13 protein-coding genes are annotated in these 13,666 nt (G+C 60.8%); 11 read left to right on the top strand and 2 right to left on the bottom strand.

All coding sequences use genetic code 11. The annotated features are described in order from the left end of the window. The first annotated feature begins 413 nt into the window (after positions 1 to 413). The 9 genes from mdlC (at position 414) to A7A77_RS16785 (ending at position 8,915) form a co-directional block, all read left to right on the top strand. Entirely contained in the window at positions 414 to 1,991 is a 1,578-nt protein-coding gene (gene mdlC, locus A7A77_RS16745) for a benzoylformate decarboxylase (RefSeq protein ID WP_066561077.1), read from the top strand. Continuing rightward, on the top strand, positions 1,988 to 2,359 hold the full coding sequence (locus tag A7A77_RS16750; protein ID WP_066561047.1) for a nuclear transport factor 2 family protein: 372 nt from the start codon (positions 1,988 to 1,990) through the stop codon (positions 2,357 to 2,359). The genes mdlC and A7A77_RS16750 overlap by 4 nt, the downstream gene beginning before the upstream one ends. 2 nt (positions 2,360 to 2,361) lie before the next feature. Then, entirely contained in the window at positions 2,362 to 3,141 is a 780-nt protein-coding gene (locus tag A7A77_RS16755; RefSeq protein WP_066561050.1) for an SDR family oxidoreductase, read from the top strand. Between the two features lie 33 nt (positions 3,142 to 3,174). Continuing rightward, the gene (locus A7A77_RS16760; protein WP_066561052.1) at positions 3,175 to 3,987 is read left to right on the top strand and encodes a fumarylacetoacetate hydrolase family protein; all 813 of its coding nucleotides are present in this window, start codon (positions 3,175 to 3,177) and stop codon (positions 3,985 to 3,987) included. Positions 3,988 to 4,035: 48 nt separating this feature from the next. Further along, positions 4,036 to 5,295, top strand: a complete 1,260-nt coding sequence (locus tag A7A77_RS16765) for a DUF3500 domain-containing protein (protein WP_066561054.1) — start codon at positions 4,036 to 4,038, stop codon at positions 5,293 to 5,295. After that, the gene (locus A7A77_RS16770; protein ID WP_066561057.1) at positions 5,288 to 5,920 is read left to right on the top strand and encodes a hypothetical protein; all 633 of its coding nucleotides are present in this window, start codon (positions 5,288 to 5,290) and stop codon (positions 5,918 to 5,920) included. The genes A7A77_RS16765 and A7A77_RS16770 overlap by 8 nt, the downstream gene beginning before the upstream one ends. A gap of 106 nt (positions 5,921 to 6,026) precedes the next feature. Continuing rightward, positions 6,027 to 7,319 (top strand): DUF3500 domain-containing protein, encoded by a 1,293-nt coding sequence (locus A7A77_RS16775; protein WP_066561065.1) that lies wholly within the window; start codon positions 6,027 to 6,029, stop codon positions 7,317 to 7,319. A 49-nt stretch (positions 7,320 to 7,368) separates the two neighbouring features. Next, positions 7,369 to 8,169, top strand: coding sequence for a 2-keto-4-pentenoate hydratase (locus A7A77_RS16780; RefSeq protein WP_066561066.1), 801 nt, complete (start codon positions 7,369 to 7,371; stop codon positions 8,167 to 8,169). A 23-nt stretch (positions 8,170 to 8,192) separates the two neighbouring features. Then, positions 8,193 to 8,915, top strand: a complete 723-nt coding sequence (locus A7A77_RS16785) for a cupin domain-containing protein (RefSeq protein WP_066561068.1) — start codon at positions 8,193 to 8,195, stop codon at positions 8,913 to 8,915. 114 nt (positions 8,916 to 9,029) lie between these two features. Here A7A77_RS16785 and A7A77_RS16790 read toward each other — a convergent pair whose 3' ends face one another. Further along, positions 9,030 to 9,686, bottom strand: coding sequence for an NADPH-dependent FMN reductase (locus A7A77_RS16790; RefSeq protein WP_066561070.1), 657 nt, complete (start codon positions 9,684 to 9,686; stop codon positions 9,030 to 9,032). A 388-nt stretch (positions 9,687 to 10,074) separates the two neighbouring features. On the opposite strand from A7A77_RS16790, the gene A7A77_RS16795 reads away from it, so the two are divergent. After that, on the top strand, positions 10,075 to 11,355 hold the full coding sequence (locus tag A7A77_RS16795; protein WP_066561072.1) for an oxidoreductase: 1,281 nt from the start codon (positions 10,075 to 10,077) through the stop codon (positions 11,353 to 11,355). Positions 11,356 to 11,377: 22 nt separating this feature from the next. Here A7A77_RS16795 and A7A77_RS16800 read toward each other — a convergent pair whose 3' ends face one another. After that, the gene (locus A7A77_RS16800; RefSeq protein ID WP_066561075.1) at positions 11,378 to 12,355 is read right to left on the bottom strand and encodes an aromatic ring-hydroxylating dioxygenase subunit alpha; all 978 of its coding nucleotides are present in this window, start codon (positions 12,353 to 12,355) and stop codon (positions 11,378 to 11,380) included. Between the two features lie 513 nt (positions 12,356 to 12,868). Between A7A77_RS16800 and A7A77_RS16805 the strand changes: the two genes are divergently transcribed. Next, on the top strand, positions 12,869 to 13,666 hold a 798-nt coding region (locus A7A77_RS16805), incomplete at its 3' end, for a TonB-dependent receptor plug domain-containing protein (protein WP_172799939.1).

Here is a 13,666-nt window from a genome sequence, read left to right on the forward strand (position 1 = left end):
ATCGGATCGGCCTTGCCCATTCGCCCGACTCGTTCGGCCTGCGCCGTGTCGTCACTGTGTGCAAGGACGGCAACGAGGCGCGGGAAATCTCGACCAGGATGGAACAGCAGGTTCGCGAGATATTCACCGCGCACGACGGCAAGGTAAACCACGGTCCGGTTCCCGACGCTCCGCAGAAATCGCATGGCGGCATGGAACTGTCGGGTGACGAGTATATCGCCGGNAACACCGGCCGAAGTGGCAGAGCAGATCATCGGGCAATGCCGCGCTGTCGGCGCGGAAAACTTCATGGTCATGCTGGACGGACATGGCGGCGTGGAAGAAGATAAGCGTGCCTTCGATCTTTATGGCGCGGAAGTACTACCGCTGCTGCGCAAAGCATGAAATCGCGCCAGATGCGCGCGGAGACGAGGATGGCAAATTTGGCACAGCGCAAGATGACGGTTCGTGACGCTACCCTCGCGCTGATGCGCGAATTCGGCATGACCACGATATTCGGCAACCCCGGATCGACGGAACTTCCGCTGTTCAGGGACTTTCCCGACGACTTTCGCTATGTGCTGGGCCTGCAGGAATCGGTCGCAATGGGCATGGCCGACGGCTTCGCCCAAGCCACACGCAATGCGGCTTTCGTGAACCTGCATGCCTCTGCCGGTGTGGGGCATTCGCTGGGCAATCTGTTCACTGCTTATCGGAACTATACGCCACTGGTGGTAACCGCTGGGCAGCAGGCCCGGTCGATCTTGCCTTACGAACCGTTTCTATACTCGCAACAGGCTGTCGATTTCCCGAAACCGTTCGTGAAATGGTCGATAGAGCCCACGCGTGCGCAAGACGTGCCTGCAGCCATAGCGCGGGCGTACTACATTGCGATGCAGCGGCCACGCGGGCCGGTTTTCGTGTCCATCCCGGTCGATGACTGGGATCAGGAGTGTGAGCCGCTGGCGGCGCGCAAGCTGGGGACGGAGATACGCGGCGATGCCGATGTGATCGCGGCGGTCGCCGATGCACTTTCATCGGCAAAACATCCCGCGATCGTCGTAGGCGCCGGGGTTGCGCGGGATGCGGCATGGTCCGAAGTCATCGCGCTCGCCGAACAGCACGAAGCGCCGGTTTGGGTCGCGCCGATGTCGGCGCGGAACAGTTTCCCCGAAAACCATCGCCTGTTCGCCGGCTTTCTTTCGGCCGGGAGGGAAGCGATCGTCAGTGCGATGGACGGCAGCGACGTGATTGTTGTTCTGGGCGGGCCGATGTCGCTCTATCATACTGAAGGTTTCGGCCCGCACGTGCCCGATGGCGCGCAACTCTTCCAGCTGGTCGACGATCCGTCGATGGCCAGCTGGACGCCGACCGGTATGGCCACCGTCACCAATCTCAAGTCCGGGATCACCGAAGTGATCGCCCGGTCACGGCCGCCAAAGCGTGCAGCGCGCCCGCCGCGTGCTGCGGCGCCGGTTCTTGACGGTAGTGCGTTCACCGATTCCTATCTCCTTCAGCAAATTGCGCGCGTACGCCGTGATGGCGCGATCATCGTTGAGGAAGCGCCGTCAAGTCGTGGCCCGATGCACGACTACCTCCCCATCCTTGAGGAAGACGGTTTCTACACCTGTTCGTCAGGCGGTCTGGGGCACGGACTCCCCGCATCGATCGGTGTCGCGCTGGGGCGGCCGGGGGAGAAAGTGATTGCGGTGTTGGGCGACGGGTCAGCCATGTACGCGATTCAGGGGCTTTGGACGGCGGCGCAACTTGATCTCCCGATCAGTTTTGTTATTATCAATAACAAACGGTACGAGGCGCTGATCGGCTTCGGACGCCATTTCGGGATGCAGGAAACCGTAGGTACGAAACTGCCCGATATCGGCTTCTGTGATCTGGCGCGAGGGCAGGGGCTTGAGGCGATGCGGGTTGAACGACCGGAGGATCTGGATCAGGCGCTGGCTGCCTCCTTCGACAATCCCCGACCCAACTTGGTGGAGGTCGTCGTCGAATGACGGATCATGCAAAAGCCGCGGTGATCGCGGTGGAAGACCGGCGCCGCGCTGCCGTTGTTGCAGGGGACGTCAAGGCACTCGAAGAGATCTTCGCAGACGATCTGGTGCATATCCACAGCACCGGGCTGGTCCATGACAAGGCGACGCTGATTGCGCACATCGTTGCCCGCCGCCAGTTCGTGGCGATCGATCGCGGGCCGCTGGATGTGCGCATCATCGGCGATGTCGCGATCATAACGGGGCCAATGACCAACCACATGACTATCGAAGGACAGCCCAGAACCATGCAGGGCATGGTCACACAGGTCCTGCGCCTGGAATCTTCGGGTTGGCGCTTCGTGAATTTTCAACTCACTTTGGAGAGCTGAGTATGGAGCTTGGAATTGCCGGTCGCACGGCACTGTTATGCGGTTCGTCGCAGGGGCTTGGTTATGCCTGCGCCGAAATGCTGGTGCGCGAAGGCGTGAACGTTATCATCAACGGGCGCGTACCTGACAAGCTTGAGGCAGCGGCAGAACGCTTGCGGGCGCTGGGTGGCGGCACGGTCCGCACGATCGCCGCGGATCAGACTACGGTGGAAGGTCGCAAGGCCATCATCGAGCAGGCCGGCGATATCGATATCCTCGTCAACAACAACGCCGGGCCGCCTCCCGGTGTTCTGGCGGATTGGGACGAAGAAGCGATCTTGAGCGCCGTTAACGCCAACATGATCCCGGCGGTTCAGTTCATCCGCGCTTTCGTGCCGGGCATGCGCGCGCGCAAGTTCGGTCGGATCGTCAATATCACCTCCGCCATGGTGAAGTCGCCGTTCTACGTTATGGGCCTTTCGACATCTGCCCGATCGGCGCTGACCGCAATGTCCAAGGCGATTTCCAAGGACGTGGTGATCGACAACGTGACGATCAACAACTTGCTGCCCGAACGCATCGATACTCCGCGACAGGAATTCATGGCCCGGCGCATCATGGCCGAACAAGGTGTCGACTGGGATGAGGCGCGCCGCCAGATCACGGACACGATCGCGGCCAAGCGTTTTGGTCGGCCCGAGGAATTTGCATCTGCCTGCGCGTTCTTCTGCAGTGCGAATGCGGGCTTCATTTCCGGACAGAACCTGCAAGTCGACGGCGGTTCGTACGAAGGCGTCGTCTAACCGTCGCCACAACCAGATTCAGGAGTAATACACGTGAAGATCACCGGATTTGTAAAGAACGGCCGCGCCTATGTCGGGAAAGTGGACGCGGACGGTTCGGTTCGCACCATCGCGGATATGGACAGTTTCTGGGCCGAACCGCAGACCACGGCGGAGGGCGATGACGTGGTTGGTAACGTCAAAGAGCTAGAACTGCTTCCGGCAACGCCGCGCACGGGACGGGTCATTTGTGTCGGCCTGAACTATCGTAAGCATGCTGAAGAAACGAATATGCCGATCCCGACCATTCCGATGATTTTCGGACGCTGGGCGCACACGCTGATCCCCGATGGTGCGGCATCGCCCTGCATCGAGGAAAAGTACGACTGGGAATGCGAGCTGGGCGCTGTCGTCGGGCGGCGGATGTTCCGGGTGAGCGAGGCACAAGCCGTCGACGGCATCTACGGCTATTTCGCGTTCAACGACCTGAGCGCCCGTGGTTACCAGATGCAGACGCCGCAGTGGACCATCGGGAAGAACTCGGATGCCAGCGGTCCGATGAGCGCGGTCGTCACTGCAGACGAAGCCGATCCGATAAAAGGCCTGCGAATTTCGACCAAGGTTAATGGCGTGGTGAAACAGGACAGCAGCACCTCCGACATGATCTTCAATGTGCCTCAGCTGCTCTCACATCTCAGCCAGGTCATGACGCTGGAGCCGGGCGACGTAGTCGTGACGGGCACACCCTCCGGCGTCGGCTTTGCGACAGGCGAATTTCTGAAGCCCGGCGACGTTGTCGAGGTGGAGATCGAGGGGATTGGCAGCGTTCGTACCCCGATCGTGGATATCCCCGCTCCGGTTTTTTGAGGCCGGACCACTCGCATCAGGCCATTTTTCGGGAGGCAGGACCAGCCCATGGAAAAGCAAGAGGAATTCCGCAATTACCTGTTTCCCCGCGATGGCGATCGTCTGGCGCCCGCGCGCGGGCTGGACCCGCTGACTTTTGCAAAGGCCTGTGAAGATCACCCCATGGCAGGGAGCATGATCAAGGGGTGGGCCAAGCTTCGAGAACAACCATTTCATGGCCTGACGTGCGACGGACATGTCGAGGGCGGCTTGTACCACCTTGGTGACGAGGGCGCGCCGACGCCGGAAATGGTCCGCGCCGCCAACGCACTTCTTCAAGCGTTGTCGCCCGCCGATCGCGCGCAGTTGAGCTATCCCATCGACGCCAAGGAATGGCGGCGCTGGAGCAACCCCGAATTCCTCATCAACCCGAACGGGCTGAGGATGGAGGATTGCACTCCGGAAGTACGCACCGCGATCCTGCGCGTGATGGAAGCTTCGATGAGCGCGGCGGGTTATACCAAGGCGCGCGGCTGCATGAAAACCAACGCGTTCCTGGGCGAGTTGTGCGATCTGCCGCTCATCATGAACGAATGGAGTTACAACTTCCTGCTGTTCGGCGAACCGTCGCCGGACAAGCCGTGGGGCTGGAATTTCTATGGCCACCACCTTTGCCTGAACTGCTTCGTGCTGGGCAGCCAGGTGGTGATTTCTCCAACATTCATGGGTGCGGAACCGAACGTCATCGACACGGGCCCGGACAAGGGGTTGCGGCTGTTCGATACGGAAGAGAGCGTCGGATTGGCGCTGATGCAGTCGCTGTCCGCGCAGCAGCAGGAACGCGCGACCACGTACAAGACCATGGAGCCGTCCGGAATGCCGGAGGGGCGCTATCACGTCGGCGACCAGCGGCATTTGGGCGGGGCCTTTCAGGACAACCGCATCGTTCCATACGAAGGTGTTCCGGTCAGCGAATTCGATCCGCGCCAGAAACAGCAGGTGATGGATATCGTGGAGGCGTTTGTCGGCTACCTGCCGTCCGGGCCGCTTGCGGCGAAGCTCACCCAGGTGGAAAAGCACCTCGACCGCACATGGTGGAGCTGGATCGGCGGGCATGGTGATGAGGATCCGTTCTACTACCGGATTCAGGGCCCCGTGCTGATGACCGAATTCGATCACCATAGCGGTGTTTGGCTGAACAATACACAGCCGGCGAAATGCCATATCCACACTGTCGTTCGCACGCCCAACGGCAACGATTATGGCCGCGATCTGCTGCGCCAGCATTACGAAGCTGTCCATCCCGGCCATGCGCCCGGCCATGAATGATCTTGCGCTGCTGGGGCTGGGCGGAGCCGCGGTTCTGGGCACGCGGCATGCGCTGGACCCGGACCACCTGATTGCGGTCGGCGGGTTGGCTGCTGCAGAGCGGGCGGGAACTCCGCCCCGGCTCGGCGCGATTGGTCTGGCGTGGGGAGCGGGACATGCGATCAGTCTCGTTTCGGTCGGGCTGCTAGTCATTGTGCTTGGCGACGCATTTATGCCGTTCCCGTCGAAAATCTGGGAGCAACTGGTCGGTATCTCGATCATCGTGGTAGGCATCCGCATCATCACACTCCACATCGTGTCCGGACGGGGCAAGCGCGGCGCGGCAATGACTGCGCACAAAGGATCGAACTGCCTGCCCGCGGTCGGCGTCGGGGTGTTGCACGGAATTGCCGGATCAGGCGGTGTGACCTTGCTGCTGCTGCCTTACGTGCCAGAGGCAATGCGCGTTCCCGGATTACTGGTTTTTGCTGCAACGACATGCCTGTCGATGGGGCTGTGCGCCACCGTCCTTGGCATCGTCATGCAACGTGGCGGTCCGCCCCCGAAAAGGGCCCATGCGGCACGCATGTTCATCGGCGTTTTCAGTATCGTCTTTGGGTTCGGATTCGTTGCCGGCGCAGGATGATGGCTGGCAGCAGGGCCTCGTGGAAGGGAGCGGGCGCGCAGGCCCCGGTATCTGCACGATGCCGTGCTGCACGTATCAATGATCGACGATTTTCGGGAGATGTCCGATGAGCAATATCGACTACAGCCGATATATCGATCCGGCCGCCGTTCCGCGTATGACGAAGGACCAGGTCAAGATGAGCCTGGACGATTATCCGCCGCCGCTCGAACGCCTGCTCGGCACCTGGAAGCCACTGGCCGGTAAGCCGTTTACCGGCATCACCACCGACGGAACGCCGGTTGCGGGACTTTTCGATGCCACGCCACACGGAGCGCCCTGTTCTGCGGCAGCAGAAGCTGCGACACGCTGGCTGGACCTGCTTCCGCCGGACACGCGGGCGAAAGTCTGTGCCCCGGTCGATTCAGACCTATGGCGCTATTGGCACAATACACCGCTGATCCTGCGTCCTTCGCAAGTGGAATTGCTTGAACTGCCCCTGCCGCTGCGCGAGGTGGCCATGGATGTCGTTCGTGCGTCGCTATCACAGGAAGGCTTTTCCCGGACGCGCACCGTCATGGAAAACAACCTGTTTCTCGGTCGCCTGATCGACCTGACCGAACTGTTGAACGACTGGTCCTTCACGCTCACGATCTTTGGAGAGCCATCAACGGTCGAGCCATGGGGATGGCAGTTTTTTGGCCATCACCTTGCGCTCAACTGCTTGTTCATCGGCGAACACATGACCCTGTCGCCGGTGTTCATGGGGCTGGAGCCGGATCACGATCACGGCCCCAACCACCGGCGCATGTTCGAACCGCACGAACAGGCGGCGCTGCGGATGATGGGGGCGCTTTCCGATCAGGAACGCATCCGCGCAGTGCTTTACGATTCAATGCTGACCGCGGACCAACCGGACGGACGCTATCACCCCGACGATGGCCGTCACGTCGGCGGCGCGTTTCAGGATAACCGGATCGTGCCGTACGAAGGGGTTCCGGTGGCGGCCTTGGGCCGGGAACAGCGCTTGCGCCTGATGGAACTGGCCAGCCTGTTCATGCTCAACATGCCGGAAGGGCCGTCACAAGCCTCCATGGGGGAGTTCGAACGCTATCTCGACCAGACGCACTTTGCGTGGATCGGCAAGGCGGACGAGATCAATCCGTTCTATTTTCGCATTCACAGCCCGGTCGCGCTGTTCGAGTTCGATCATCACAGCGGCATCTTCCTCGCGAATGAGGAGCCTCAGCGGTTCCATGTCCATTCCGTCATCCGCACCCCCAACGGCGAGGATTACGGCATGGACCTGCTGAAGAAGCACTATGCCGCGGGCGGGCATGGCCATGCCCATCCCGGCGGCCATCATCATGGCGGCGCGCACAGCCATGACGGCGGCCACACCTTTCACACGCACGACTGATCTTCCGGTCGGGCTCCACCGCGAGCCTGCCGCCCATCTGGAGTAGACGATGGATATCGCGGACCACCTTATCGACCATATGGACACGCCGGGCATCGACAGCGATCCCGAGCGTGACATCACGAAACTGAAGCCGGACATGACGCAGGACGAGGCGCTGGCGCTGCAGCTAGCGGTAAAGCGCCGGCGTGTTGCGCGAGGCGATCGCATCATCGGCCACCAGGCGTCATTCACCTCCGCAGGGATCCGCAAGATGTTTCCCGATTCCCCGCGTCCGATGGTCGGCACCCTGCTGCATTCGATCATGCGTCCCGATGGGGAGGAAGTGCAGCTCGACTGCGACGACGTGTTCATCGAAAGCGAGATGGCGCTGGTGCTTGGCCGTGATCTCGAAGGGGACCAGCTTACGCCCACCGGGATCCTGGCCGCGATTGACGGGTTCCTGCCCGCCATCGAAGTCGCGCCGCTGCGCCCCGGCGTGATGGAGGGCAAATACAGCTGGGCGCACAATATCGCGGTTCAGAAAGCCGATGGCGGCTACGTTATTTTCGGCAGCAAGATCACGCCCGCCCGCTCGATTGACCCGCGGACCGAGGCCTGTCTCGTCAGCATCGATGGTGAACCACGCGCGGCCGCCGCCGGGTTCGAGGCGATGGGCAGCCCCATCTTCGTCGTCGGCGAAATGGTCAAGAAGCTGCACGCCATCGGCGAAAAGCTTCATGCCGGACAAGTGATCATGACCGGCAGCCTACCGCCGCCCCAGCGCGTTTCCGGTGCGAACAAGTGCGCGACGGTGGAATTTGGCACGCTTGGCGCCGTGACCGTCAGGCTGCGCGGCGTGAATGCATAGCAAAGCGACAAGAGGAAATTTCCATGCGTTATATTCGACCTTTCGATCGTAGTGCCGTTGGTCCCGACGGCACTTGGCTTATCAAGCCGGAGGAAGACCTGGGGTGCGCAATCAGGCTGCGGCGCGGCCCCGGTGCCTTTGCCGACAAAGCCGATAGCGAGCTGTTCGCGCTGATTCTGTCGGGAGATGCCACTTTGTCGACCGGCGATGCAGGCAATGAAGCTGCGGCGGGTGACATGGTGTTCGTGCCGTCCGGTGAACGGGCGTCGCTTTCAGGCACTGACGATCTCTACTGGTTGGAAATCGTCGCTCCGCTGACCGAGGGCAGACAGTCCGCCGGGCAATCTCGCGTGCTGCCGCTGGACCAGTCGAAGTTCGAAGGGGACGGCTTTGCCTATTACGGGATCATCGACCGGACCGGCGGCTCCGCTTCGATGCGGATCAACGTGCTGCAAGTGGCGCCGGGGTCGGGAAGTCCGGATTACCACATCCACAACTTCGCGCAGATCTACGTGATCCAGGAAGGTGAGATGACCGTGGACATCGGGCATCACCGTCAGGTGGCCGGCCCAGACACGCTGGTTATCTTGCCGACCGGTGTCGTCCATCGCAATTTCAACGGGTCTGGCGCGGTGGAGCGGCACGTCAGCCTGCTCGTGCCCGAACCGGCCGTGAACGACATTTTCGATTATGCCGTCACCATCCATCCGGAAGAGGCGGAACTGCTTACCGCGATTCCGGACTAACCTGTTCGAACGCGCCGGATCGCGGTCGCGGGATCCGGGCACCCGTGAACGCAAAATGACCCGCCGCGGCGATCGGACCGGGCGGGTCATTCGTTTCTGCGGGTGTGGGGCCAGTCAGCCTTTGGCAGATGCCCGTTCGGAGTAGCGGTTCTGCAGCGCCTCGCGCTGTGGCTTCAAAAGGGCGGCGAACGCCATCAGTTCTTCCGCCATGTCGACGAGGCCGTTGAAATAAGGCGAAGGTTTCATGCGCCCGTCTGCGTCGAACTCCTCCTGCACCTTGGCGATGGTCAACATCGCAGGCGTGACGACCATGCCCAGCCACTTGCCAACCTTCGCAAGATCCATCGTCGTGTTGTAGGTCGATGCCGCGCCGCAGACTTGCGCGATGGCGACAGGCTTGGCCGCCATCAGCTTCTTCCCTGCGATAACCGGAAACATCCAGTCAAGCTGTGCTTTCATGATGGAGGACATCGTCCCGAAATATTCCGGGCTGCACCACATGTGGCCATCCGCCCAGGCCAGCAGTTCGTGCAGCTTTGCCACTTCGGCATGATCGGGAGCTGCGGTTTCGGGCAAGGGCAGGGCGGACGGATCGAAAATCCGGGCTTCACCGCCAAGATGTTCGATCAGGCGGGCCGCTTCCTCGAGCAGACGGCGGCTCAGGGATACACCCCGATTCGATCCGTAAAGCAGGAGCAGGCGGACTTTCTCGCCATCAGCCCCGGATGGGGGCGGCAGCAGGCTGGTATCGAGTGCGGGCAGGTCGGACATGGCAATACTCCTCTTGGCGGGGCCGGATGGATTTGTGGGTGTGTCGAACGAAGAGTGCATTCGATTGGGCGTTGGCGCCGGGCCATTGCGAGCACGCGTCAAAGCATGCCGCGCGCACCTCGTCTCACTCTCCGTCCCTTCACTGTTTGAAGCGTTAGGTCAATTTAGTAGCGGTCAAGGCACTATTGTCAATGACGAGGTCACGCGCACCACGGACACTGCCACGCCAATTTGACCAGTGACGCACAAATGAGAGTTTTCAGCCGATACTTGAGAGCAGCAGGCGTGGCCGATATTGCTGCCGAGCCTATAGTCCGTCGCGCACGACAGATAACGGCGCGTGAGCCTGTCAAAGTCGGCGCTTTCAGGTGCGGAAGGGGACGGGATTATGGCGAATACCCTGATGGAACCGGCGAAGCTCGGGTCGCTCACCCTGAAGAACCGCATCATCATGAGTCCGATGGCGGTATTGAGCCCGGAAGCCACCGGCAGACCTTCGCCGCAGACGGCAGCATTTCTTGCCGCGCGGGCCAGGGGCGGGGTTGGCATGATCATCACTGGTGGCACGGTGACGTCGCAACGCGCGTTCGACGAAACGCCCTACAAAGGTGTCATGCGAGCCGACGTCGAGTATTTCGCTCACGATCTGGCCGCAGTGGCGGCAGCGGTACACGAACACGACGTGCCGATCGTCGGTCAAATTATGCCGGGGTTCGGCCGGATGGGCATTGCTACCAGTACGCGCCATATCATCTCGGCCAGCCCCATCCGGGTCGAGATTCCCCAAGGCGAAGTCATGCCTTTCCCGCAGATAAGACCAACCCCGCGCGCCGCGACACTGGATGAAATTCACGAAGTGGAGGCAGGCATGATCGCGTCGGCCGTCCGGTTGCATCGGGCCGGGTGGGACGGCATCGAGGTTGCTGCGCACATGAGCTATTTCCTCGCCTCGTTCCTGAGCCCGCGCACCAATACCCGCAGCGACGCATATGGCGGGTCGGTCGCGAACCGGGCGCGCATCGTGGTGAACATCGTTCGCGGCATTCGCGAAGAACTTGGTCGGGATTTCGTAATCGGGCTCCGCACCAATTCGAACGAACTTGTGCCCGGCGGGCAGGGCGCGGAAGGCTTCGCCGAAATCGTCCGCGAGGTTGAGCCGGCAGGTCTCGATTATTTCGCGCCCACTCCAGGCGGATACGAAGCCATCAACGAGACCACCGACGCCCGCCGTGTGATGATCCATAACGGCGACATGGCGGTATTTCGCAAGGCCCTGTCGGTCCCGCTCGTCCTGATGGGGTTGCACCGCGAGGAAGATGCGGATGCCGCGATGGTTCGGGGGCATGGCGATTTCGTCATGTTGGCCCGGCCACTGCTGGCCGATCCAGCCTTAGCCAGCAAGTTGCAGGCGGATCGCCGGGACGACATCGTGCGCTGCGGCCTTGACGGGTATTGCGGCAGGCGGCTTATGATGGGGATGCCCGTGCGGTGCAAGCTCAATCCGCAGATGGGCCGCGAACATGCGGTTGCGAACGGTGCCCCCCTGTCGGATCGATCGCTGCGTCGCCGGATGGAGGACGGGTTGATCGCGCTCAGCCAGACAAGGCCGGCGATCGCTCTGGCGCGTTATGCCATGGCGATCCAGAACCGGAAGAACAGGGCACTCTAAGCAGCAAAGCCAGGCGGCGGTATCAGCTGCCCTCCCGCTCCAGCCCGGCCCGCGCAAGCAGCCGCCGGTACAAGATGCTTGCGGTGTCCGGCAGCTTTATGTGCAATTCTTCGCGCAGGTTCAGGGGTATCTCTTCCGGTCGCTGACTTTCAATGATGACCCTGTCCTCCTCGATCACCGGGAGGGCGAATGCTCGGATCGTCTCGTCGGTGATGTGCAGATCATGGTTGCGGAACTGGAAGTGATAGATCCGCGACGTCCTGTCATCTATGGGGCAGGCGGCCAGAAACAGCCAGGTATGTTCGCCCATGGTTCCCTTTCGCGTCTGGCAGGATACGAGACTGTAGGGCAGCGTCAGGTCGTAAGTCATGTGCACGTTTTGCGCCGTACCTCCTGTGATCGGAGAGCTTGCGGGTATCGTGTGGACATATTCGAAGTAGAGCCCGTACTCGGTCTCGTTCGCATCGTAGCGCTGCGCGATACAGGCATCGCGAACGCCCAGCACACCTTCGTGCGACCATGCGAAGTGTGAGAAGTCCAAGGAATTTTCGATCACGCGCCCGGCCGAAGACTGCATCGTCCACGTACCGATATGCGTTCTGTGATAACCCGCCTCGTCCCATGGGATCACATTCGGAAGCGGTGCAATCGGCTCCTTCATCGCCACCCACACCAGACCATAGGCTTCCTGTGCACGGTACGAATTGGTGCGAGCTTTGGCCGGAATCGGCCGTCCGTCAGGGACCGAAGGTATCTTCACGCAAGTGCCGGAGCGATCGTAGTGCCATCCGTGATATGGACAGGTGATCCTGCCGTCGGTCAGCCAGCCAAGCGAAAGCGCAGCGCCCCTGTGGATGCACAGGTCGCTAAGCGCGACCGGCCCCTCATCATCGCGAAAAAGTACCAGTGGTTCGCCCAGCAACCTGAACCGCGCCGGTTTTGCAGTCACTTCTTCGGACATGGCCACAGGATGCCAGTAATGCGCCAAGGCTTCGGTCATATCGCACCCCCGTTCCGCGCTGTTTGATCAGGCTGTTTGCATCTCGCACCGTAACATTTCCGCCTCCCGCCGGTGACGCGCGTAAAGCTTTAATAGCGGCTTTATCCTCTCAAATTTGTGGTCCTCTGATGGAATGCGCCGTCTTTGATAAGGCATGTCGCGATCGGAAACTGACGGTCGCGGGTACTTGTCGATGCAGTCTGGCGGCATTCGCTGTGCGATGAGACTATTCCAAGAGACCCAAGGGTTCATGTAGCGGGATAGACCGCTGCACTCGAGATCGCCGGAAATCCGGTTCGATCACCGTCAAGGCGCACGACAGCCCGCAAAATATGCCGCTTCCGACACAGGAAAATCCTTTTTGAGATTTTACCTTGTCTATTTGGACAATAAATGAGAAGCAGTCGTTGTCGGCATTCGTTGTGCCGTTCAAAAAAGCAAAAAAGCTTGTTTACCGTTGGTAAATGGGAGGAGAGTGCCATGAAGTGCATGAATCCACGATTCGTCACGCGAGTGATCGCGCTGATGCTCGTGCAGCCCACTGTCGCCTATGCGGCTCAGGAAGATGGAGATGCCGGCGCATCGCAAGCCGGCGAGGTTTCCTCTGCAAACCAGAACGAAATTCAGGACATCATCGTCACCGCACAACGGTTCAATGAATCCCTGCAAAAATCCTCCGTTGTGCTTTCGGTTATCGATTCAGACCAGTTGAAGGGCGTCGGCGATGTCCGGCAGCTGCAGGCCGTCGAGCCGGGCGTGGCGTTCAGCAACACCGCCGGCCAGACACAAACATTCATCCGTGGTGCAGGTTCGCTTAACGCGACCAATCAGCAGGAATCTGCGGTTTCGTATAATGTGGACGGCGTATTCCTGTTCACCTCCACCATGATCACGCCGCTGATGTACGATCTGGAACGGATCGAGGTTCTGAAGGGGCCACAAGGCACGCTTTATGGCCGTAACGCCAGCGCCGGCGCGGTAAACCTGATTACACAGCAGGCGAAGATCGGTGACAACGGGGGCTTCTTCGCGTTCGAGGCGGGTAATTACTCGTTGCTGCGCGCCTCGGCCGGTGCCACCGCCACACTCACCCCTAATCTCGCGATCAGGGTTGCCGGTCAGCATATCGAACATGATGCCTATCTGTCCGATGGACAGGACGACCAGAACGTGTCTTCGGCACGTCTTCGCCTGACTTGGGAACCGTCCAGTTTCGTGACGTTGAAACTGGGGGCCGACATTTCGAAGACGGACTCCAATGGTCCGGGCTCCACGGTCAATCGTAAGCGCTGTTTTCAGCCCACGTCGCCC

It is taken from the genome of Croceicoccus bisphenolivorans (assembly GCF_001634625.1).
GTDB classification, from domain to species: domain Bacteria; phylum Pseudomonadota; class Alphaproteobacteria; order Sphingomonadales; family Sphingomonadaceae; genus Croceicoccus; species Croceicoccus bisphenolivorans.